Annotated in this window: 23 protein-coding genes; 11 read left to right on the plus strand and 12 right to left on the minus strand. The window is 50.7% G+C overall.

What is annotated here, in order from left to right:
* Positions 1 to 141: 141 nt before the first annotated feature.
* The 11 genes from HVZ39_RS03800 (at position 142) to HVZ39_RS03850 (ending at position 15,073) form a co-directional block, all read left to right on the plus strand.
* The gene (locus HVZ39_RS03800; protein WP_181633252.1) at positions 142 to 1,188 is read left to right on the plus strand and encodes a hypothetical protein; all 1,047 of its coding nucleotides are present in this window, start codon (positions 142 to 144) and stop codon (positions 1,186 to 1,188) included.
* On the plus strand, positions 1,181 to 3,115 hold the full coding sequence (locus HVZ39_RS03805) for a DUF3274 domain-containing protein (protein WP_181633253.1): 1,935 nt from the start codon (positions 1,181 to 1,183) through the stop codon (positions 3,113 to 3,115). Before HVZ39_RS03800 ends, HVZ39_RS03805 begins: the two co-directional genes overlap by 8 nt.
* A gap of 90 nt (positions 3,116 to 3,205) precedes the next feature.
* Positions 3,206 to 3,469: a PAAR domain-containing protein gene (locus tag HVZ39_RS03810; protein WP_016154470.1), complete on the plus strand. Its 264-nt coding sequence runs from the start codon at positions 3,206 to 3,208 to the stop codon at positions 3,467 to 3,469.
* A complete protein-coding gene (locus HVZ39_RS03815; protein ID WP_103928590.1) occupies positions 3,469 to 4,899 on the plus strand; it encodes a hypothetical protein in 1,431 nt (476 codons plus the stop codon). Before HVZ39_RS03810 ends, HVZ39_RS03815 begins: the two co-directional genes overlap by 1 nt.
* Before the next feature lie 5 nt (positions 4,900 to 4,904).
* Positions 4,905 to 8,309: an ImcF-related family protein gene (locus HVZ39_RS03820; RefSeq protein ID WP_181633254.1), complete on the plus strand. Its 3,405-nt coding sequence runs from the start codon at positions 4,905 to 4,907 to the stop codon at positions 8,307 to 8,309.
* Entirely contained in the window at positions 8,309 to 9,910 is a 1,602-nt protein-coding gene (tssA, locus tag HVZ39_RS03825; RefSeq protein ID WP_181633255.1) for a type VI secretion system protein TssA, read from the plus strand. Before HVZ39_RS03820 ends, tssA begins: the two co-directional genes overlap by 1 nt.
* A 42-nt stretch (positions 9,911 to 9,952) precedes the next feature.
* Complete coding sequence (gene tssF, locus HVZ39_RS03830; RefSeq protein ID WP_181633256.1) at positions 9,953 to 11,707, plus strand: type VI secretion system baseplate subunit TssF; 1,755 nt, start codon at positions 9,953 to 9,955, stop codon at positions 11,705 to 11,707.
* Entirely contained in the window at positions 11,671 to 12,756 is a 1,086-nt protein-coding gene (gene tssG, locus HVZ39_RS03835) for a type VI secretion system baseplate subunit TssG (protein ID WP_181633257.1), read from the plus strand. The genes tssF and tssG overlap by 37 nt, the downstream gene beginning before the upstream one ends.
* Positions 12,734 to 13,279: a type VI secretion system lipoprotein TssJ gene (gene tssJ / locus HVZ39_RS03840; RefSeq protein WP_103928585.1), complete on the plus strand. Its 546-nt coding sequence runs from the start codon at positions 12,734 to 12,736 to the stop codon at positions 13,277 to 13,279. The genes tssG and tssJ overlap by 23 nt, the downstream gene beginning before the upstream one ends.
* Complete coding sequence (tssE, locus tag HVZ39_RS03845; protein ID WP_047358682.1) at positions 13,279 to 13,731, plus strand: type VI secretion system baseplate subunit TssE; 453 nt, start codon at positions 13,279 to 13,281, stop codon at positions 13,729 to 13,731. Before tssJ ends, tssE begins: the two co-directional genes overlap by 1 nt.
* A 1-nt stretch (position 13,732) precedes the next feature.
* The gene (locus tag HVZ39_RS03850) at positions 13,733 to 15,073 is read left to right on the plus strand and encodes a VasL domain-containing protein (RefSeq protein ID WP_181633258.1); all 1,341 of its coding nucleotides are present in this window, start codon (positions 13,733 to 13,735) and stop codon (positions 15,071 to 15,073) included.
* A 54-nt stretch (positions 15,074 to 15,127) separates the two neighbouring features.
* On the opposite strand, the gene HVZ39_RS03855 is transcribed toward HVZ39_RS03850, so the two are convergent.
* The 12 genes from HVZ39_RS03855 to HVZ39_RS03905 all read right to left on the minus strand — a co-directional run bounded on the left by HVZ39_RS03855 (position 15,128) and on the right by HVZ39_RS03905 (position 22,965).
* A complete protein-coding gene (locus tag HVZ39_RS03855; protein ID WP_181633259.1) occupies positions 15,128 to 15,724 on the minus strand; it encodes a dienelactone hydrolase family protein in 597 nt (198 codons plus the stop codon).
* Positions 15,725 to 15,772: 48 nt separating this feature from the next.
* Positions 15,773 to 16,849, minus strand: coding sequence for a methyl-accepting chemotaxis protein (locus tag HVZ39_RS03860; RefSeq protein ID WP_181633260.1), 1,077 nt, complete (start codon positions 16,847 to 16,849; stop codon positions 15,773 to 15,775).
* A 976-nt stretch (positions 16,850 to 17,825) separates the two neighbouring features.
* The gene (locus HVZ39_RS03865; RefSeq protein ID WP_047358705.1) at positions 17,826 to 18,674 is read right to left on the minus strand and encodes a DUF4942 domain-containing protein; all 849 of its coding nucleotides are present in this window, start codon (positions 18,672 to 18,674) and stop codon (positions 17,826 to 17,828) included.
* Between the two features lie 80 nt (positions 18,675 to 18,754).
* Complete coding sequence (locus tag HVZ39_RS26520) at positions 18,755 to 18,922, minus strand: DUF957 domain-containing protein (protein WP_072058785.1); 168 nt, start codon at positions 18,920 to 18,922, stop codon at positions 18,755 to 18,757.
* Between the two features lie 73 nt (positions 18,923 to 18,995).
* Positions 18,996 to 19,487: a DUF5983 family protein gene (locus tag HVZ39_RS03870; protein WP_047358706.1), complete on the minus strand. Its 492-nt coding sequence runs from the start codon at positions 19,485 to 19,487 to the stop codon at positions 18,996 to 18,998.
* Positions 19,484 to 19,864, minus strand: a complete 381-nt coding sequence (locus tag HVZ39_RS03875) for a TA system toxin CbtA family protein (RefSeq protein WP_047358707.1) — start codon at positions 19,862 to 19,864, stop codon at positions 19,484 to 19,486. Before HVZ39_RS03875 ends, HVZ39_RS03870 begins: the two co-directional genes overlap by 4 nt.
* A 57-nt stretch (positions 19,865 to 19,921) precedes the next feature.
* A complete protein-coding gene (locus HVZ39_RS03880) occupies positions 19,922 to 20,287 on the minus strand; it encodes a type IV toxin-antitoxin system YeeU family antitoxin (RefSeq protein ID WP_047358708.1) in 366 nt (121 codons plus the stop codon).
* A gap of 21 nt (positions 20,288 to 20,308) precedes the next feature.
* The gene (locus HVZ39_RS03885; RefSeq protein ID WP_047358709.1) at positions 20,309 to 20,530 is read right to left on the minus strand and encodes a DUF987 domain-containing protein; all 222 of its coding nucleotides are present in this window, start codon (positions 20,528 to 20,530) and stop codon (positions 20,309 to 20,311) included.
* Between the two features lie 13 nt (positions 20,531 to 20,543).
* Positions 20,544 to 21,023 (minus strand): DNA repair protein RadC, encoded by a 480-nt coding sequence (gene radC, locus HVZ39_RS03890; RefSeq protein ID WP_047358710.1) that lies wholly within the window; start codon positions 21,021 to 21,023, stop codon positions 20,544 to 20,546.
* A 12-nt stretch (positions 21,024 to 21,035) separates the two neighbouring features.
* Positions 21,036 to 21,509, minus strand: coding sequence for an antirestriction protein (locus tag HVZ39_RS03895; RefSeq protein WP_047358733.1), 474 nt, complete (start codon positions 21,507 to 21,509; stop codon positions 21,036 to 21,038).
* 268 nt (positions 21,510 to 21,777) lie between these two features.
* Positions 21,778 to 22,596, minus strand: coding sequence for a DUF932 domain-containing protein (locus tag HVZ39_RS03900; RefSeq protein WP_047358711.1), 819 nt, complete (start codon positions 22,594 to 22,596; stop codon positions 21,778 to 21,780).
* A gap of 117 nt (positions 22,597 to 22,713) precedes the next feature.
* Positions 22,714 to 22,965 (minus strand): DUF905 family protein, encoded by a 252-nt coding sequence (locus HVZ39_RS03905; RefSeq protein WP_047358712.1) that lies wholly within the window; start codon positions 22,963 to 22,965, stop codon positions 22,714 to 22,716.
* Between the last annotated feature and the right edge of the window lie 146 nt (positions 22,966 to 23,111).

A 23,111-nucleotide genomic window follows, 5' to 3' on the forward strand; every position in this document is an offset into this window, starting at 1 on the left:
TTACAGTACAGGGAAAGAACACGTAACGATCGTTTTTATGCATATAAAAAGCAGGCGTGCCAGATTCGTCGGGCGCGACGTCGCTGAACTCATCTGATGTTATCGACAATATGCTCATTACCCTGGTTAAGGCGCAATAATATGAAATGGAATCAGTCAGACAGAAAAGTACTCACAATTATAGCCATTACTGGTGTGCTCCTGTATGCCATTTATAAAGGACTTCAGTTTTTAGCTGGTGTATCAATGGGGGCCAGTTTTGGGGTCGGTCTGGGAGGAATGAGCGGGTCTCAACAGGTAGAAGAATCACGAAAAGTTGAAACGGATGCGCCGACTCAAATTATTTATCGCATAGATAAAAATCGATATCTGACACTGGAAAACTACATATCTTGTGATAAGGGGGGGCAGGTTTATTATAATGATACTGAAAGGGAAATAAAAACCCAACTGGGATGGGATACAGATTTTTATGATTTCTCATATCGTCGTGGTAATAATGTTGCGGCTTATCAAGGAACCATTATTAATGGTGCAGATAATGGTTATCTGGCATTCCCCGGTGCATCAACCAGGCAATATTGTGGTAGCGGAAGGTCAGAAAGAGGTTGTCCTGTGTTTTTCTTCTTTTCAGCAGATCATGGAAAAACCTTTATCTATAAAATTATAGCTGAGGAGTACAACACCCCTGAGCGATTCAGCAAGCTTAAAGTGGTAGTGGCAAACGATGGAGTTTATTTAAAAGATGAGTCTCAAACAGAGAGTGTATATTCTCACCCTATAGGTCTTCGCGATCTTCATTCAGTGAATAAATTAAGATTTTCAGACGGAAATTTAATCAGTGTTTATGATGACTGGCAGAAAAAAGTTCATGAGTTAGTGAAAAAAGAACTGATAAGAAAAAAAATGCCCTATGCAAACGATTATGGACCGAGGTTTCATATATTCGACTATATCAGAACGTTAACACCACCGAAAACTCATGAGGAAAGTAATTTGATGGCAAATGAATTGTCAGATATTCGAATCAGGATTGAGGATGAGGTTTATAGCAATAGGATTAAATTCCCAATTCTTTTAACTCAGAGCTTAGATAGTAAATATCAGTGTAATAAAAGTATTAAAGCTAAAACCATTACATATACAAGTGAATCAAACGGGAAAAAGGAGGTGGTGAAAAATGAATAATAATATTGAACCCATCCGGGAACTTGAATGTAAATTTGATGATAGTGGGCATCCGTCCTGGCACTCATTCCCGTCTCATAAAAATTGCCAGATCAGAGGTGGGTGTGATTTACCACCACATTTGCCTGGTGTTATTTTACTTGTACACGGTGTAAACTCGACAGGAGAGTGGTTTTCAATTGCGGAGGATAAACTTTGCGAAGGTCTGAATAAGAGGCTTGGATTAAACGGGACAGATTATGAACTGGAGGCCAACAAATATCTTTCTGACGATAAAATAAATTCTGAACCTCTAGTATCCCGATATTTACCTGAAGTTGATAAAAATAGGTCTCCAGTTATTCGTTTTTACTGGGGGTATTCCTCACCTAAAGGTAATGAAGATAAATATGTTATACCGTTAGCCAATAGGAAAGGCGTTGATTATCATCAGTTGAAAATGCAAGATGTTTCTCATGAAAATATTATTGCTCAGGGGCCCTTTTTCTGGGGCGGCGGACCATTCCAGAACGGAACAAATAATCTGCACTCTTTATGGAGTGAGAAAGGATTTAAAGAGAGCGTTGCCGGTATTAAGATACAATGGTTTAATGAAGATAAAGACCGCCTGTTAACCAATGCCCCGCCGCGAAAATATTATGCCCATGCGGCCAAACGTCTTGCAGACCTGGTTGACAGTATTCGTAAAAAATATCCCAAAGATACGGTGACCATTGTTTCTCACAGTCAGGGAACCATGGTCGCAATGGCTGCCGTAGCAATTGCTGAACAAGCACCTGATGCATTATTTGTACTTAACTCCCCCTATGCACTGGATCACAACGATCTTAATGGCGCGTCACTTCCGGCAGATGAGTGCATTTCGCCAGAAGGGCGGCAGAATACGTTATCTGCCATCATTGATAAGGTGGCTTCAAGAAAAAATCATTTGTCATCACTGGGCTATGAAGGGCTTTGTGTCGGACAAACGGCAGATAAAAAAAACTGGCGACCTGATGTCACTCTTGCTGATGAAAATGGTACCAGTCTTACCGAACGCGATAATCACGGGCGCACTTATATCTACTTTTGTCCTCATGACCGTGTTATGGGATCACGGCCGCTACGCTCAATTGGCTGGCAGGGATTACCCAATGATTCTCAGGGGCATCCTCATCCTCTGCTGAAAAAGCATCAGGGAAATTTATTTCAGCGGATGCTGGCTCGCAGTGCTCCATGTGGCGAAGCTCCAAATCCCGTGACGCCTTTTGCAAAATTGCCGGATGGAAAACCTTTCTGGGATGATAAAGGCGACCAGTATCAAAGCAGTAGTTTCACCTATCCGGATCCTCCAGAATGGCAAACGGTTTTTATTAATGCCGAAAAAGTTCCGGAGCCTATTGATGCTACTAAATTGGCAAATTTTGATGTAACACGAGTGGGGATGGAACATGACGCCAGGCAAATAGATGGCTGGGGAGAGTTCAACCCGGATAAAAAAAATAAAAACGACAATACCTATGACAACTACATTAATCTTTACCCTAATCAGGATATTGTGATTGGCTTTAAGAATTTGGGGACACAATCAGAGCCTCGACTGGTACCCGTGACTCGCAAAGAAACATTTGAAGAGAAAGATGCTCGCTTAAGAACCTATGTTTCCCAACCAACAGATCATAGCACTTTACCAATGAATGCTGATTTCATGTCTCAGATAGTGGCATATGATTTACCGATAGGATATTGCGATGCAACCTGGGATAAGGAATTTATGGCTGATTTACGGCGAAAAGCTGACTGGGTACAGGGGGAGGATCCCTATCTCTTTAGTGGAATCCCTGACAAAGTGCCAGAGCCTGATTTAATTAGCCGGGATACTGTTGGTGATGAGTTTAATACAGAGCAACGTAAGTTACCCGCTTACAGAGTTGTAAATAAAGCATAAATATATTTAAGCTGACTTTAAGTCTCGGTGAGTTTTCTAAAATTAAGCACTATGGAGTCAGGTGTTTAATTATAATTAAAGGAATAGAAAGTGGGGAAATTTGCAGTTGTTTTAGGGGATGTCACTACACATGGTGGTAAAGTCACATCAGCCTCATCCAGTTTTGATATATCCGGTAAAAATGCCGCACTCTTAAATGATACCGTCACCTGCCCTGAGCATGGCATAAATAAAATTATTGAGTGCGATATTTCTGCCTATGAAGAAAACGGGCGTGGAATTGTTCTACATGGCTGTAAAACGCAGTGTGGTGCAAGCGTCATCGCAAGCTTGCAGGATATGGAGGTTGGCTGATGGGATGGTCTCTGCCGGAGGTGCCTGAAAAAGCGCAGGCAACGGCCTGGTCGCCCTGGGTCTGTCTTTTGATTATCGTATTAGGCCTTTTCATTGGCCTAATTGTTGCTGTGCTGAAATTACCGACGACAGGGTTGCCTTCGTTGAGCAGTGGGTACTGGTTACCACTGACTATCCGGACATTTACAGGCATTTCGGCAGCTATCGCTGTCTATAGTTTCTGGTGGGAAACGCTCGCAATTCGAGTCTGGAACTGGAATGAGTGGTGCCGGAGTATGCGTCTGAAATGGCGCTTACGCGCGCATCAGCATCTCGTCATTCTTAGCCATGTTTTCATCACTGCCAATACGAACCTGTTGTCTCGTCTTGCACATACACAGGCAGGGGATAGCGCGGACCCGCCACCTTTAACGTTGTTGTCGGACGCCCCTATTACGCCCGGCATTTCACGTTTTGAGCAGCTACTTCGTCATCTCATCGCTCAGATAAGTCCTTCGATTCAGCGACGATATCCTTCCGGCCCACTCCAGATTATTGTTCAGACCAATGGTAGCGACAAAGATCGTGAATCTCAGTCATTCCATCGCATCTGGTCAGTAGGTCCCACACCTTGGAATGTCGACGTTCATTTTCAGGATGCAGATTCATCCTTTGGTGACTGGAATCAGTTTGTAGGGTCAACAAAGCGGCCCGTACTGGTACTGGCAATGCACTATCGGCTTCCCGATGATGTTCTACCTGAATTTGCCAGCGCGTTGTTTATGATTCATCCGTCGATGCTAAATCAGGGTGAAGGAAAAAATGCGTTACGGATTTTCCGGGCGATGCCGCTCAACACCCGTACGCTTGCAACGGAACTCAGTGAATTACGGGATATGGCCCTCACGCCTGCCAGCAAGAAACACCTTGTCTGGCACAGTGGGCTGTCAGATGCGCCACGGCAGTCAGTGAATAGGGTGCTGAATGATCTGCCGGTTCCTCTGTACGATAGCATTGGAACTGGTGGTGTCATTGACTTTGACACCGCATGTGTCTGGTATGGCGGCCTTGCTGGCTGGGCAATGATTGGCGCTGCGGCTGAGATGGCTGCTTATGGCCCAGCCAGTCAGTGGCTACTTCTCGAAGGCGAGGAAGATGCCTGGGCAGTGACGATCGGAAACAACGCCCCCGAAGTCGGGTATGATCATTTCGTTATTCAGCCACCCTTCCCCGGAGGATCTGTTCTGATGGCATTACTGCTCAATGCCGGGCTGTACAGCCTCATGATCCGCTATTTCCCTTCAACGGCATTCTCCTGGTCAGGGATCACTCTTCTTCTGCTGTCACTGATAGTGATATTGCCCGGGTTGGCTATTTTGCTGAGGCGAATTACAGCTCGTCTCCAGCGCCCGGAATTTATCAGGGTTGCACGACACTCCGTAAAGGAATAACCGGCATGAAAAAGATTTCAAAGCCACTGGGGGCTGGGCTACTCATCGTGGCAGTCCTGCTGTTGATACTCTTTATTTTTGCACAGACAACGCAGTTGCCCTCTGATAGTGGTGACGATAATTTCTGGTATGTGATGGCTGGTTTCATCATCCTGACTGCCACATTATGCACCTTGGTATTTTTTACGTGGTCCAGGCAACAAAATCCCTCTCCCGTTACGCCTGATGGTGAAAATAATCACAAAGAAGAAAGAACGTCGGATCAAAATGATTTTTCAGCACTGAACAAACATCTCAGAAGACGGTACTCGTTCTTCTGGCGTCATAAAGTCCGTCTGCTACTGGTCACTGGCGACGAAGCCGCTATCGAACAGCTGGTTCCCGGCCTGCAGGAAAGCCAATGGCTGGAAGGGAACTGCACGGTGCTGATTTACGGCGGGGGCCTGACATCGGAGCCTGACCGCGAAAAATACACCGCGCTGTGCAAGCTGCGTCGTGGACGCCCACTGGACGGGATTGTTCGCGTCATGCCGCAGTCGCTTAACCTGACGCCACAGGTCAGTGACAACGATTTACGCGGGCTGGAAAAAATCAGCGAGCTGCTGCGTTATTCTGCCCCGGTCTGGCTATGGCAGTTATGCGACAGCAACTGGTCGCAGACAAAACGCCCTGAGCAGACTGTCGGGGCACGCTTTCCGCTGCGTGCAAAAGAAGACGATATTACCCGCCAGCTTGAAAGGATACTGCCGGAATTGCGGGCACAGGGTATTAGTCAGGTCGCTGAGAACAATGGTCACGACTTCCTGCTGCGCCTGGGCCAGCACCTCAAAGACGGCGGTATCGCCCGCTGGGCTCAGCAACTGGTGCCATGGCTGTCTGCTTCCCAGCCACGTATTCCACTGCGTGGCCTGATGTTCAGCCTGCCGGGAAGTCAGTCGCCTGAAAACGCAGTTGCTTATGCTGATGCGGAGAAATATGTCCTGGAATCAAAGCGCCATGCGCTGACTCTGCCAGCGACCTGGCAGGGTATCGTTGACGACTGCCTCCGTGTACGTGGCCGCCGTGTCGGGATGGCGTGGGAACAAACGCTTGCCTGGATACTGATGATCAGTATCGGGGTCTGGGGGGGCGGGACGCTGCTTTCGTTTTCACTGAACTACGGGCAAATCTCTTCTGTCGCGACAAAAGCACGCAACCTGGTGGAACATCCTTCCGTATCGGATTACCAGCTGACGACACTGCATGAACTGCGTAACGATGCGGGTCGTTTACAGCATCACATTCAGAATGGCGCACCTTTGTATCAGCGCTTTGGCCTTGATCATAGCCAACATCTGCTGAGCGCGATGCTGCCGTGGTACGGTGTCGCGAATAATCGCCTGATTCGCGATCCAGCCAATGCCGCTCTGACGGAAAAACTGACCGCGCTGATCAACTCTGTGCCGAACAGCGATCGGCGTGCGCAGCTTGCTAAACCCGGTTATGACCAATTGAAGGCGTGGATGATGATGGCCCGGCCGGATAAAGCCGACGGCGCATTCTACGCGCAGACCCTGAAAACCGTGCAGCCAGCGCGGACGGGCATCTCTACCGGTCTGTGGCAAAGCCTGTCGCCGGATTTGTGGGCCTTCTATATCGCCACACTCCCAAAACAGCCACAGTGGAAAATCGCCCCGGATGCGCAACTGGTCAGCCAGAGCCGCCAGGTGCTGTTGCAGCAAATCGGGCGTCGCAACGCGGAAAGTACGCTGTATGAAAACATGCTCAAATCGGTGCGCCGTAACTTTGCAGATGTATCTCTGGAGGACATGACCAGTGGTACTGATGCCCGCCGCCTGTTCACCACTGATGAAGTGGTACCAGGCATGTTTACCCGTCAGGCGTGGGAGGGCGGTATTCAGCAGGCGATAGAGAAAGCGGCTAACTCCCGTCGTGACGAAATTGACTGGGTGCTGAGCGACAGCCGAAAAGCGGTGTCCTCAGACCTGTCGCCGGAAGCCCTGAAAGCGCGCCTGACGCAACGTTACTTCACTGATTTTGCGGGTAGCTGGCTGAATTTTCTCAACAGCCTGCGGCTTAACCCGGCAAACAACATTGCAGACGTCACTGACCAGTTGACGCTGATGAGTGATGTGCGCCAGTCGCCACTGATTGCTCTGATGAATACTCTCGCCTGGCAGGGGCAGACCGGTCAGCAAAGCGAGGGACTTTCGGATTCCATTATCAAATCGGCTAAGGATCTTGTCGGCGGGAAAGACAAACCGGTGATTGACCAGTCTGCGTCAGGGCCGCAGGGTCCGCTGGATGAAACCTTTGGTCCGCTGCTTCAGCTTCTGGGTAAAAACAAAGGCAGCAACGTCATGTCGGCTGACACTTCGCTGAGCCTGCAGGCCTATCTGACCCGTATCACCCGCGTGCGTCTGCGCCTGCAGCAGGTGGCAAGCGCTTCTGATCCACAGGAGATGATGCAGACTCTCGCCCAAACCGTGTTTAAGGGCAAGAGCGTCGATCTGACCGACACCCAGCAATACGGTAGCCTTATTTCGGCAAGCCTTGGCGAAGAGTGGAGCAGTTTTGGCAGCACGATGTTCGTGTTGCCACTGACTCAAGCCTGGGAAACGGTGCTGCAGCCGTCGGCGGCGAGCCTGAATGATAAATGGAGCCGCGCCGTGGTGGCGAACTGGCACACGGCCTTTGACGGGCGCTTCCCGTTTGCGGTGAGTAAAAGTGATGCCTCTTTGCCGATGCTGGCTGAATTTGTGCGTAAGGACAGCGGACGTATAGAGCGCTTCCTGACGACAGAGCTCAACGGTGTGCTGCACAAAGAGGGTAGTCAGTGGGTACCGGATAAGGTCAACAGCCAGAGGTTGAACTTTAACCCGGCCTTCCTGCGGGCCATTAACCAACTGAGCCAACTGTCAGACATTCTGTTCACAGATGGCAGCCAGGGCATCAGCTTTGAACTGCAGGCGCGTCCTGTGCCGCAGGTGGTGGAAACCCAGTTGACCATTGATGGACAAAAGCTGCACTACTTCAACCAGATGGCCGACTGGCAAAGCTTCCGCTGGCCGGGTGATACCTACAAGCCGGGGACGATGCTGACCTGGACCACGGTCAATGCCGGTGCGCGTCTGTTCGGGGATTTCAGTGGGACCTGGGGCTTTATTCGCTGGCTGGACCAGGGCAAGCGCCAGCAGCTTGACCGCAGTCAGTGGATGATGAGCTTTACCGCCCCGGATGGTCGCACCCTGCAGTGGGTGCTGCGCTCACAACTCGGAAAAGGTCCGCTGGCGTTGCTGGAACTGCGTGGTTTCACGCTGCCGGATCAGATATTCAGTGTTGACAGCGAGGCCACCGAGCAGGCGCTGATGGCCAACACCAGAAACAATGACATGGAGGGGGGCGAATAATGAGCACACTGCAGAATCTGGTTGCCGCCTGTCAGGCTGACGAAACTCAGTTGCGGCAACAGGCGCAGGCACGCACGGAAAACTGGCAGCCTTGGCTTGCTCCGGTAAATGACACCAGTCTGATCGGAGAAGACCCCGGTTATGACGATGATTTTCAGCGTATCCGCGAGGAGGTCAATAAACTATCCGGCATCGATACCGGCCTGATTTGCACGCTTGCCGAAAAGTTGTTAACCACAACTGCCAAAGATATCCGGATTGCCACCTATTATTGCTGGGCGCGCCTGCACCAGGATGGTGAAGCCGGCTTTGCTGAAGGGCTTGAACTGCTGGCGGGATTGATACAGCGTTATGGAACGCAGCTTCATCCTCAACGTGAGCGGAGCCGTAAACCGGCGCTGGAGTGGCTCGCAGGCTCCCGCGTTCTGGACAGCCTGTCACTCTGGCCGGAAGTGGTACGCGATGATGCACTGCGCACTGCCGGTGCGCTGCTGCTCATCCGCGACAGTCTGGAGCCAGAACCAGAAACGTCACGGCCAGAGCTCAATGCACTATACAGTGCTCTGGAATCTCGCCTGATGAAGGCCGGTGGCGTGGATGCTGTGGTACCGCAGAACGCTGGTAATAAGGCTCAGTCACAGAGCGCTACGCATACCATCGAGTCAGACACGCCGGTTTTGAGCCGCATCACCTCTGGTCAGGATTTGCTGGCCCAGGCCCGTACCCTGACCGGATATCTGCGTGAGCAGCCCGATGGCTGGCTCGCCGCACACCGGCTGATGAAAAGCCTGCGTCATGACACGCTGAGTGCTATTCCGGCACCGGATGCCGAAGGGAAAACGCGCATCGAACCGCCGCGCGCTGACCAGCGGGCCATGCTCAAACGCCTGTATCTGCAGCAGAGCTGGCTGGAAATACTGGAGCAGGCGGACAATACCTTCTCGCGCGGTGCCAATCACCTCTGGCTGGATTTGCAGTGGTATATCCACCAGGCACTGATGAAGTCAGGGCAGGATGTACTGGCCGATATCATCACTGCAGACCTGAAAGGGTTGCTGCGCCGCCTCACCGGGCTTGAAACCTTGGCCTTTAATGACGAAACGCCGTTTGCCGATGAAGTCACGCTGAACTGGATAAATCAGAGCGTACTGGACGATATGTCCGGCTGGCGCGATGAGCCGGTCAGTGCCGTCAGTGAGACGGACAACGATATTCTGGCCCTTGAGCCGGAAGTGTTGGAGAAAGCGGACACTGACGGCCTGGATGCCACACTACACTGGCTGCAGACCCGTCCGGGCACCGACTCAACAAAAGACAAATGGCTGCTGCGCCTGCTGATGGCCCGTGTGGCCGAGCAGAAGGGCAAGAATGAACTGGCGCTGCATCTGCTGGGCGAGCTCGATGGTGCCGCGCAGTCCATCACCCTCACGCAGTGGACACCGGCGCTGCTGTTTGAAGTGAAATCGCGTCGCCTCAGACTGCTGCGTATGAAAGCTACACGCAGTGAAACCGATAAATCACGGCTTCAGCCTGAGATGGACCAGCTTCTGGCTGGTCTGATTGCGCTCGATCCGGCAGGCAGTGCAGTGCTTTGCGGGTAACACCACCTGGCATATCTTTAAAACACACATATTCAGGTTTTTATGGACGATTTAACCCTGCGTTATTACGACGCTGAAATGCGCTACCTGCTGGAAGCCGGTGAAGAGTTTGCCCGTGCTCACCCGGAGCAGGCGGCAATGCTCAATCTCGATAAAGCGGGCGCGCGCGACCCGTATGTGGAACGCCTGTTTGAAGGCTTTGCCTTCCTGATGGGCCGCTTGCGCGAGAAACTTGATGACGATCTACCGGAACTGACCGAAGGGCTGGTCAGCCTGCTGTGGCCACATTATCTGCGCACCATTCCGTCAATGTCGGTGGTGGAGTTCACCCCCGACTGGCGCGAAATGAAAGAGCAGATGCGCATCGTCAAAGGTTTCGAGGTGAACTCGCGACCGATCGGCGAGAAGGGCACGCGCTGCCGGTACACCACCACCAAAGAGATCACCCTTCAACCGTTGTCGCTGGAGCACGTCCGCCTGTCCACCGACCCTGACGGGCGTTCGGTCATCACGCTGCGCTTTAATTGCAGCCATCTTGCCGACTGGGGTCGTGTCGATCTCAGTCAGCTCCCGTTCTACTTCAATGCAGACGCTCCGCTGGCCTGCGCCATGCATGAAGCTTTTACCATGAACACGGCCCGCCTATGGTTGCGGATGCCGGGAGACATGGACAGAAGACCGCTCTACGGATATTTCACTGCGCTGGGCTTTGGTGATGACGATGACCTGTGGCCGAAGGGAAGCAGCAGCTTTAGCGGCTATCAGCTGTTGCTGGAGTACTTCACCTTCCGTGAAAAATTCATGTTTACGGGGCTGCATGGGCTGGAGACCGTGGCCTTTCCGGCTGAGCTTCCCTGGTTTGAAATCGACGTGGTACTGGCGGAGCGCTGGGAGCATGACTTCAGCTTTACCGAAAAGCATTTGCGCCTGAACTGCGTGCCGGTGATTAACCTATTCCCGCTGGAATCCGACCCGCTGACGCTCAACTCCCTGCAGACCGAATACATGCTGCGCCCAATGCGCGTGCAGGATGGTCATACCGAGATATACGCGGTGGATTCGGTAATGTCATCGAGCCAGCACACCTACGTGCCGTTTTCGAGTTTCCGCCACAAAGGTGGAATGATGCGTCATGAAGCGCCGGAATATTACTACCACACACGCGTGCGTCGTGGCCCGTCGGGCCTGCATAACACCTGGCTTATCCTTGGCGGTGAAGCCTTTGATAACCACACCGTACCGGAAGACGAAAGCCTGTCGCTGACGCTCACCGGCACCAACGGCCAGCTGCCACGACGAGCACTGCAGAGCACGGTGCTTGATACGGTGATGAAAACCACCTCGGCCAATATCGCCGTGCGTAACCTGTGTGCGCCGACACTGCCCTGTTATCCGCCGGCGCAGGACCGTTTCCACTGGCGCGTGCTGAGTCACCTCGGCAGCGGATTCCTGTCGATGATGGATAATGCCGATGTGCTGCGCGGTACCCTGGCGCTGTACGAATGGACCGACAGCGAGATGAACCGCCGCCGCCTGGAAGCCATCATTGACGTGAAGCACAGCGAAACCGAGCGCTTTGAGCAGGGCTACCTGGTACGCGGTGTGCAGATTGAGGTGACGCTGGACAGCCATGGCTTTGCCGGACGCGGTGATATCTGCCTGTTCGGCGAGATGCTGAGCCGCTTCTTCGCGCTCTACACCGATATCTATCTGTTTAACCGCCTGATTATCATCCTGCAACCGACCGGAGAACGCCTTGAATGGGAAGAGAAGCACAATCGCCGTATTCCCGGCTGACCCCGCGGCTGGAAGCCGACCTTCACCGCATCAACTTTTACCGTTTATGCCAGTTGCTGGAGAAGCGTAATCCGGACAGGCCGCTGATGGGCTCAACCAGCCACCCCGCAGATGACCCGGTGCGATTTGCACCACACCCCGGGATGGGCTTTCCGGCGAGCGAACTAAAAGCTGTTGAGTATGACGAAGAGAATGACAGTAAACCACCGCTCATCCGCGCGACGTTTATGGGGATGTACGGCGTTGATTCGCCGCTGCCAACCGCCTATCTCGACGACATCACCCAGCGCCGGGAAGGGCATGAGGCATTACAGGGCTTTCTGGATATCTTCAGCCACCGCATCCTGACTCAGTTTTATCGTATCTGGCGAAAATATTCCTACCCGGCCACATTCGAGCCTGGCGGGACTGACAGCATCTCGCAGTCGTTGCTGGGCCTGGTGGGGTTGGGCATTCCAGGTACGGCAAACCATATTGCCACGCCGGTATCCCGATTTCTTGCGCTGCTGGGCGTACTGCAACAGCCCGGTAAAACCCAGGAGGGAATGCAGGCGCTGGTGACGCTGCTGGCCCCGGATACCACTGTGAAGGTCAGCCCCTACTGTCTGCGCCCGGTGAAGGTCAGCCAGCCACTGGGCTTTTACGGTGATGACGATTTTCTTCTGGATGGCAACACGCCGCTCGGTGACGAAGCGATGGATGCCAACAGCCAGTTGCTCGTTGCTCTCACCACGGAAAATGAACAGGAAGTACAGGGCTGGAAGCCGGATGGCCTGCTGTATCAGGACTTTCTGGTGATGCTGCGTGTCTATCTCGGCTGGCGCTTCAGGGCAAAAATCACCCTGACCACCCGAACCCGACTGCTGGCGGCTCCGCCGCTCGGCGAAGGCCCCTTCTGGCTTGGGATGAATGGCGTGCTGGGCGCGGAAGACGAAGGTCTCCCGGACGATATCCCCCAGACCTTTACGACCGAACTGGGCTATTACACCGGACTTCAGCCCGCGACACCACAACAAGGAAACCGACGTGTTACGTACAAGTTTAACTAATACAGCGCGCTGGCTGTTACCCCTACTGACATTCAGTCTGACGGGCTGCGGGGTGACGCAGGGTATCACCGATGGCACCAAATCGGCCTTTAACACCGTGTTCTACAAAAAAATTAAGGTACTGCACCTCGATTTCACCGCGCGTGAGGCGCTGAACACCGATTCGCGCGAGAGTAACTCGCTGTCTGAACCGGTAGTGATCCGTATCTATCAATTAAAAGACCGCAAAACCTTCGACAAAACGGTCTACCAGCAGTTGCTGATAGACGGGGAGACCATTCTGAAAGCTGACCTACTGGCAAGCCGTGATGTGGTGGTTAAGCCGGGCGGTGATGCGACCCTGAATATGCCGATGGAGGCCGATACACAGTTTGTGGCGGTGGTGGGTCTGTTCCGTCACCCGGATATGGTCAACAACACCTGGAAGCTGGTGATAGGCCGCGAAGAACTTGACCCGGATAAGCCGCGCATTCTGGAAGCCGGTAACAACCATCTGACGCTGCAACCGCTCAAGGACGAATGATGACCCAGGGACATAACACGCCTTCGCTGTATGAAATGCTGACCGGAAATTTTACCGGTGGTCTCAATCTCAACCAGGTCAGTGAAGAAAATCAGGTCATCCTTTCGGTACTGGATAACATGCAACGCATCCTCAACTGCCGTGCCGGCACTCTGGCGCATCTGCCAGACTACGGCCTGCCCGATATGACGAAAATCCTTCAGGGCATGCCGGGAACGGCCCATGAGCTCATGGGGACATTGTCTGCTGTTCTGCTCAAATATGAGCCTCGCCTGAAAAAAATAACGGTTGTCCTGCTGGAGCAGCACGTTCCTGGTGAACTGCGCTATGCCATTGATGCTGAGCTTAAGGGGATTGGCCTCGTGCGTTACGGAACCGAGTTTATGCCCGAGGGGCGGGTTCTGATTCGGCACCTCAAGAGGCAGGGTTGGCTTGAGACTGGAGTGTACTGATATGGAAAAGAATCGCATCAGCACCGGGGGGGACCCGCGTGCTTTCATGGAGTTTGGGCAGTTACGTGATGAAATCAGCAAGCTGACTCACCCCGCGCGCCCGGACGTTGACTGGCAAAAAGTTGAACAGTTAAGCCTGTCATTGTTTCGTCATAATGGCGTCGAACTGCAAACACTGGCCTGGTACACCGTCGCCAGAATACGTAATGCGGGACTGGAGGGACTTGCCGAAGGCACGGAACTTCTGGAGGCCTTACTGACGCACCACTGGAATGCAATATGGCCACAGCAAACCCATGCCCGCGTTGAGATCCTGGCATGGCTGTCTGTTCGCTTACAGCAAGAATTGCGTACGTTAACGCTGTCATATGCTGATTTATCAAAGGTGTATCGGGTTGAACAAAGTTTAAAACATGCCTGCGCAGTGCTGCAACGGCTTGAATTGAAAGCGCTTAGTAAACTGGAGGCTATCGTGACCTGGATGCACAATGCAGCTTTGCGTCTGGAGAAGTCCGATCCCGATTCGGGATCGACCGTAGTGATGATACCGGCTCCAGGTGCAACAAATAACGTTGCGACGTCTTTGCCACAGTTGGTCTTTGTGGTTAATGAGCCAGCGTCGTCCGGGCAATCGAGCACAGCGGTTTTAGCTACCAAAATCGATCATGGAACCCGACGCATGTGGCTGGGGTTTGCTATCGGTGTCATGGTTACAGCAGTGGTGAGTACAGGCGCTTTTCTTGGTATCAACCCTATGCGAGCTGACGGATATGAACTGGTTAAGCCATTGCCGCAGGTGTCGACGCCTGAACAATTGTCCACGTTGAAGCAGTCCTCAGATTTGAAGGAGAAGAAGCAAGATATAATTGCTGCAACGCAAGGGCAATTGGACGTTTTACATCGCTTGTCACCTTTGTGGTCGCGGGAATATGCTGCATCATTAGCGCAGCAGTTAGTCACTCTGTGGCCGGAAGAATCGCAGACGACAGTAATCGCGAGCAGATTACAGAAACAGTTAATCACGGAAGCTTTGCCGGAAAGTGCTCTGCAAAACTGGCATAATGCCCAGCAGGGGCTGGAAGCGTTAACCGCCCAGCTAAATGCGCTTGATGAACGCAAGGGTAAATACCTGACGGGGTCGGAGTTGAAATCAGCCATTTTCACTATCCGCCGCCAGCTTGACCAAACGCCGCCGACAGAAGAATTGTTGCGTCAAATCGATGAGGAATTAAAAAAACAGGGGAGTGTGTCACCCGCTTTGTATCAGCAGCTCGATATGCGGCTTAACCAGCTTCTTAATCGTTATACGCTGCTGAAGCAAAATGCCATTCGAGGGCGATAGCACTGGAAATAAGCCAACCAGAGATCATCAAATGAGTCAGACGTTTATATTAACTTAGTTAATGATCTTCGTTATAAAATCATGCAAAAGAGTCAGCGCTTTCGCTGATTCAGGCGGATTGTATGCCTTATTATAAGGATCGCAAAATCCGTGACGGCTGTTGAGTATATGAAACGATACTAGTGGATACTGACGGAGTTTATGCTGGAGAAAGTAAGGATCATAGGCTTCTTCATATTTCGCCTGGATAACCAGTGTTGGGCTGTTGGGCATTATATCAGTATAATCACGTATACGGCTTCCGTAGAAACTGACGATACCATCGCATTGTGTATTCTCCGAACAAAGCCATGCTAATGTCCCTCCAACACTGAATCCGACGATTATTATTTTTTTATAATGATCTCGTATTCTTATCAGTAAATCGAAGATCATTGATGTATCGAATCCGCAGAACTTCATAAAATAATCGTATGCCTGGCTATGTTGATCGTATGAGAAAGGTTCTTCGCGGTGCAAAAAATTGGGGCAATATACATCAAGTCCTGAATTGTGCAGTTCTTTACATACTTGCTTGATATGATTATTCAATCCATAAATTTCATGTAAAACTATCACAGCATTTTCATTTTTAGATAATAGAGTATACATCAACTGTCTCCAGTAGTTTTTAACTATCTATTCTAATAATAAAGTTTGTCAAGGGTTATCACCGGGCGTAAATTTTACAACCTCTCTGAAAATCTCGTTGCCAAGAATCTCGAGCTGATTCATTACCTCATCACTGGCCTGTTCCATTCTTTTTAACGCCAGGGACATATGCTCATGGTCGCCAGAAATCGAATACTCGATTGCAAGAACGCCGGAGTTATGTAACATCTGGTGAGGGTACTCCAGATTTTTAAATCCCGTTAAATGAGCGAAACATCTTCCAGTATCACCGTAATACCATTTCCCCAATCTGCACTGACTATATGATGTCAACGTATCATCTAATTTATTCTCGGTAAGTTTTTTATATAGATCTATTTTCCAGATAACATGATCCATTTTAATGATACTTAAAAATAGTAAATTTGATATGTAGTCAATAATTGCCTTCATTGCGGCTGATTTTTCAATTACACTTTTAATAGAAAAAACAACTTCATTCATATGCTGAGTGATTTTCGTGATTATTGCTAGCTGTGCTTCGATGGATGTATCAACCGTAGAACCATTATTCTGGAGGATTTCCGTTTGCAAAAATATATGGTTAGTGCACATTTTAACATTTTCAGCCAGTTGTCTAACCTCTTTAGATATAACGCTAAATCCTCTTCCCGCCTCACCTACTCGGGCAGCTTCAATCGCTGAATTTATTGCGATTAGATTTGTATGATTGGCAATTTTTTGTATGTCTTTAATTGCATCATTAATTTCAGTCAGTGATAACTTCAGATGAGTCATTTGTTTTTGAATTTCTGCTGATTCTTTGCCTGCCTCATTGATCTCAATAACGAGTGATTCAAGGGAATGCATTGCTTTATTATTTTGTGCGTTTAGTTCTGTTATTTTATCTTTTTCTGTATTTAATTGTTCATGAGTTGAAATTAATGATGTTCTGATCAGGTTGAGTGTTGATATGCCAGAAGTGAAATGATGGCAGATGATTTTATTGTAGTTTTCTGCTTTTTGTTCAGCGATGGGGGTGTCAGCTTCGATGATTTCGGAAGAAGTGTTGTAATTATAGTTACTATTTCTTTTAACTATCTTAGCGATAATTTTCCTGATCATCTTATCAATCCTTTTTCGATAATAGCTTTAAGAAAATAATGGTTTAATAGTTTATCGCCTATGTTATAGATTACGTCAATATATTTTTAATTAGTATTACTTGATGTATTATATTTTCTTGATAATTGTTTTGTTGAATTATTTTACAGAAATGGCCTGGTGTTTTTTAAATGCGCGTGTTATCTATTAAGATAAGAATTATACTTCAGTTGAACACTACAGATAATGATGTTTCAGTGTATTAAAATCTCCATCTGTTAGTTTTATATTTTAGCTTAACCTAAATATTCTTGTGATATCGCTCCCCAACCTGGATGTGTAGTTGGATTACATCATTTATGTGTGCATTGAAAAATTCAGAGAGTGGTTAGATGTATCACTATATATCGAGTACATGAGCAAAATTGAGATTGTGATAACCGCCGGTTAAAATGCAACATTATTAATGTATTTATAATAACAGCGGTGTCCGGACCCGGACTAACGCCGCAGGGGGTGAACAACGCGCTTGTCGCGCTGGCCCCGCAAGGGTGAGTCGCTGGAGACGAATAATCGAACGGAGCTTGATGGAGAGTCCGTTTCTCCAAAAGCAAAAACCCGCCTCTAGGGCGGGTTCTTTAAATAGTGGTGCCGGACTCGGAATCGATGTTTTGTTTTATTTTTATGATTTGCAATCAAAATTTTTGATTTGATTATATTTATACCCTCATTTGTACCCTCATTCCCGATTGGTATGAATCCGAAACCCGAATCGGTGACGATAAGGGGGATACTCGCCTCAGGCTGATGTGTTGATACTTTATGATGGTCCTTTGTTTGGTGACGCTCCTGGTACGTTACAGAATCCAGTAACAAACCACCAGAAGAAAAGCACCAGGAACGCCAGTATCATTTTGTCCATAAGCAGGCGAACCTGGCAAGGGGTTTGTTTAACACTGCACTGGTACTGACATTTCACATATGCGCAGGCCCCTGATTACTGTCCGGATGCCAGCATTCCAGGGTAGTGACGGGCGATGATGTCATTCAGCTTATCGACCAGTTCTTGCCGCTTAAAGGTGATATGAGCAGTTCCCTTCTGAAAGTATTTGATTGCAAACATCTCATCCTCGTAACGATTGCTGTGCCTGTTTTCATGGATATGATCGGCGAGACGACGGGTGACGTCGGCACGGTTGTCGGGAACCGGTTTTCCGTCCAGAAGCATCAGCATCCGCTCAAGGTCAGCTAACCGATCGTGTTGCCTGCCCCAGAGAAGCCCAAATCCCCACCGGTCACATTTGACTAGTCCACTGACGATGATTTTCCCTCCAAATTTACAGGGGCTGTTCGTCTTAAAATCCCAGCTCAACCCTTTGAAGACGTTAATGACACCCCGCTCAAACACATCACCTTTATTCAGATGCAGTTGCTCAAAAGTGCTCAGAATGTTGGCTTCGCTGACTGCAGGAATGTTCTCTCCCTCAAGGTTTCTGTACCACTGATCACGCGCCTGAGCGTCCATGATGGAAAGCATCCCTGACTTTTTCATTAAATCGCGCCATATACCACGATCGAGATTACGGGTAATGGCTTTCATCGCTGTTTCTCTTTTTTCCATCAGCCAGCAGCCACAGCGAAAGTCCTGCTTCATAGCCCAGTCCAGCGCGGTTTTGCCACCGATACTGCGGGTCAGGGTTGAAATATCGTCGAGTTGTTGCATTAGCTCTTCGATCTGCGCCAGCGCGGCATTACGTCCGGTGACGATGCGTTCAATGCTGGTCGAGCAAATCACATCGGTATGGTCGGTTAATATTTCGGGTTCGGTGAGAGTGAGGTCTGGCATCGTTTCTTTCCTTTTATAAAATAAAACGTCAGTCGGTCAGGACTGGCGCTTATGTGCGTGTGATAAGTCTGGCTCGGGGGCTAATCTGTTCTGGCCTGTTGCAGAAGCTGCAGATGGCGGAGATCCCGAACATCTTTGAGCGCCTGTTCAATCCAGGGCAACAACTTTGCTGAGCCGGTGTTGCCTTCGTCGTTGTCGAAGATGATCCTCGTACCGCTATCGATATTGTCCTGCAGCCAGCCAGCCAGCCAGTCAGACTATCGAGAGCGATTTCAGTGGTTAACTCTGGAAATAGATATTTTTGTGGTGATTGATGTTGGGTTACCAGTCAAATGTGGGAAAACCTGGCAGCACTTCGCCACAGGCATCAGGATGAATAATGCTGACGGAGTAACGACGCATAAGTGCTACCACCAGACGACGACAGGCTTTCGACAAACCGAGGCGTTTTAGCCGCAACACCGGAAATGACCACGCGCTCAGACGGAGCAGATAGCCGGTGCCCGAAAAATGGATCCATTCTGACTCGCTAAAGTCTTCATGCTGATGCGACTGTTTGTACAGCAGGGTGTTGTCGGCTTCGGTGATATGCGCGGTACTGCAATGGATACCGGTAAGGTGGGCGGCGGGTAGTAATGGATCTTCAACAACCCGCTTTCCGGGGGTATCAGCAATACGAAGTGAATATCCGTTGTCGCAGATCGCGTTAATAATGTCGTTCAGTTCAATGCCATCGATATCCACGATGATACGACCCATGTTGAGGGCCAGTATATTGATAGCATCGGCTTCTGCCGTCAGGGATAGTTTCATGAATGTTGCTCCTGAGCTGCATTTCCAGCGATGAGAAGAGTGATCCTTTTATACCCGTTACGTTGCATCAAACCCGTTGCCCGTCTGGCCCGGAGAATATCAATCACCCCGATAAAAGGGGACTGATGCTTAATGGAGAAACCGGGACGATCAATCCGCACCAGTTCAGATTTTTCAACGAGAAAATTGAGTGCATCTGACAGTGAGATACCGGCGTCAATATATTGCGTAATAATCTTCTCATCGGAAAATTGCGTGTCGCTAAGCGAAAGGCCGTAATGTCTTTTTAACAGATACGTAAGAAGTTGCTGCCAGATTTCAACGGGCGTCGGGTGTGACGGTGCCTTCCGCGTCGGGATGGCGGATAAGGTCTGCATAATGAAATGTTCCTGAATGAAGTCGGGTTAAAAAGAATGAGGGATTATGGGGTGGGATTACCGGGTTATGCTGTTGTCTGGTGTCGGATACATTGCTGTATAAATGTAGCCATGTGATCCGAGGGAATCTGCTTCACAGGTCAGCCCTTTTGCATATAACGTGACACAGTGCTGATGGCGGGGATTGAGCTCACCGGAAACCAGCATTAATTCCAGCTGTTTGAGCAGTGCCGGAAATGCCTGATCGAGATGGCGTAAATCCGCATCGCTGAACACACCGGCGATACTGGCCCGATCAGCCAGATAATGCAGGCGGTTGCCTTCCTGTACCAGTCGTGCGCCAAAACACGGAGTGATGCCCGGTTTCAGCCCCCACCAGGGCTCAGAGACATCATGGTTTACTGGAGGTAGTTGATTCGACAATTTAGTGCTCCTTAATTAAGGTTAATTGAGCGTGACGCTACGCAAAACGACATACGGGCCGTTACGGTCCTGGCGGCGTTCAGCGAATACAGCCAGCACACCACTGATATCCTGCACCTCCCGGCCGGCATAGTGGCAGATACTGCCGGACCACTCGTATTTCCCTGTACAGAAGCGAAACAACCGGGACTGCGGGTGTTGACGGTATATTGCCATTGCCTGACGTTTGCTGATTATTTTCATCGCTGTTTACTCCTTAGAGCCAGCCGCGTTCAGCAAAGGAGACAATATCCATCCCGCCGATGATCAGATGGTCCCGCAGGCGAATGTCAACCAGTTCCAGAGCCTGTTTCAGACGTTCCGTAATCAGCCTGTCGGCTTTACTGGGTTCAGCCTCCCCCGACGGGTGGTTATGCGCAAGAATGGCTGCGGCAGCGTTATTTTTCAGGCCGGATTTAACGACCTCACGCGGGTGAACGGTGACAGTGTTGATCGTCCCCAGGAACAGTGTGTCGTGGGCTATCAGTCGATTCTGGTTGTTAAGCCACAGGACGGTGAAAGCTTCGCGGTCAAGTGTGGCAAGCTGCAGACGCAGCCAGTCACGAACGGCATGGCTGGAGGTAAATGACGTGCCGGGTTCACGTAGCTGGCACTCCAGCAGGGTTAAGGCTTCCCGGATAGTGTGTTGTTCTGATGACGTTAATGAGGCGGCAAATAGTGGTAACTGTTGTTCCATACCAGAGCTCTCTCAGTCAATGATGCGCATAATGGCGTTGCATTCAGCGTGGTTAATCGCGTAATCGCGCAGGCGGTAATAGTGTCCGGTCATGGCATCGCATTCCGTGCGACAGGCGTGGTGGCTGTAGGCGATGAGACAGACCGCAACCCCGGCGGCTTCAGCGCTCATCTCCGCGCCGTTGCCGTTCATGGGGTTAAACAGCGTCCATTTCTCATCGTCGCCTTCGTCAGCGTCCGGGGCCATATATGCCCCGCCGTTGGCCAGCGTATAAAAATTCCAGATGCCCCCGCTGTAGTGCTCACAGAAACGCTCCATCCACGCAAAAACAGCCGGTTCAAGGATTATCCATTGTGGAATGCTGCCAAAGTGCTGCGGCCAGAAGGCAATGCGCTGTTCATCCGGTACAGGTGTGCAGACAATTGCGACTGCGTGCTGTTGTTCCGGGGATGCTGAGTCGACGGTATTGTCGTCCAGGGTGAGCATGTTGTTCATTTGATTTCCTTTGTATTTTCAGGTGGGTTGTTGAAACGAAGTGACGGACAGGACTGTGCGTAGCCATTCTCGTCACAGCGTGAGGGCCAGTGCCCCTCAGGGATACTTACGCTGCACATGCTGAGTTCACCGGGACGATAAAGAAGGTGAGAGCACCAGGCGGACAGGTCGGCATCAGAGATGGAGCGGCAGCCTTGCTCACTGATCAGGGAGAACGGATGTGGCTAAACCTGAATCACGCCGCCGGGAATACACTGCATTACTTCAGGCTCCCGAGCAGGCTTTCCGCCATTACCCACAGGGCGCGGTTGAGCTTCACGTCGCCGTCAATGCCGTTAACCGCACGGGTGTGGGCCCGTTTACCTTTCGTTGTTCTGCCCGGCAGGCCGCCTTTAATCAGGTTTTCCTGGATACGCTGGTAGGTGGTCCACAGGTCGGAGCTTTCATCCTGCCAGCGTCGCGCAGACAGAATCTGTGCTTCCGTCACCGGCTGGTGCTCTTCCCCAAAGCGGTACGTCAGGGCGGCTCTGGCAAACGCCTGTTGTGCCGGCGGAGGAAGTAGCAGTGACTGCATGGCATCCCGCTTCTCCTCCACCCGGTCAAATATCCCCAGCACCTCATAAGCCCCTTCAATGACTTTCTCCACCACATTGCCCTTGTGCGGTACGCGAACCTCACCAAAGGTTTCGCCACAGACAAGTCCGTTCTGGCAGACAAAGCGAAACAGGCCCGGCAGCATCTGGTATGAGCTGGAGCCGTCGTGGCTGTTCAGGAGAATGATTTCGGGGACCTGTTTGCCGGTGATTTGCCCCTCACGCCGCAGACGCAGCATGTGCTTTGTGTGGTCGCGTTTATTCAGGTCGCGAACGCGGGTCTGGCAGGCAAAGAACGGCTGGAAGCCTTCCCGCTGCAGATTATCAAGCAGTGTGATGGTCGGGATATACGTATAACGTTCTGAGCGTGATTCGTGCTTTTCTTCACTGAATACGCTGGGGACGTAATGGGACAGTTCGTCGCGGGTCAGTGGGCGGTCGCGGCGTACGAGACTGGCCGCACCAAAACGGCTGGCTAAGCGCATGGTTAATACCTCTGATATCAGGTTAAAGGGCATAAAAGCAGAAAGGCCATGCTCCGGAAGGTGCATGGCCTGTGGGGGACTGTGTTCTGTTGAAAAAAATGAGCAGAACTTCGCCACTCAGTGGCTCAGTGGCTGCGGTGACACAGGGATACCGTCGCTGATGAGACAGCGGTTCAGCATCTCTCCGGCCTGCGGGGCAAAATTCCAGTCCCGCCATATCAGCATTTCGCTGCAGTCGCGTATGACCAGCCGAAAATGGGTGCCCTGGTCGTCTTCGACAGTGACGTTGAGGTAGCGTGCGACCATGGCTTCCGCCTGTGCCCGGGTGAAGGGGCCGGGTGGCAGCGACGCATTATCAGTATTCTGCATATCTGATCCCTGATGAGAAATAAAAGAAAACACCCCGCTCAGGTGAGCAGGGCGTCGGCGGTGTGAAATACTGGTGCAGTGGTCAGGGCTGGCGGGTTTGTTCTGCCTGAGCCGGGATATCCGTCATGGACTGAGGTTCCTGTTGT

This window comes from Citrobacter sp. RHB35-C21, from assembly GCF_013816515.1.
Classification (GTDB): domain Bacteria; phylum Pseudomonadota; class Gammaproteobacteria; order Enterobacterales; family Enterobacteriaceae; genus Citrobacter; species Citrobacter braakii.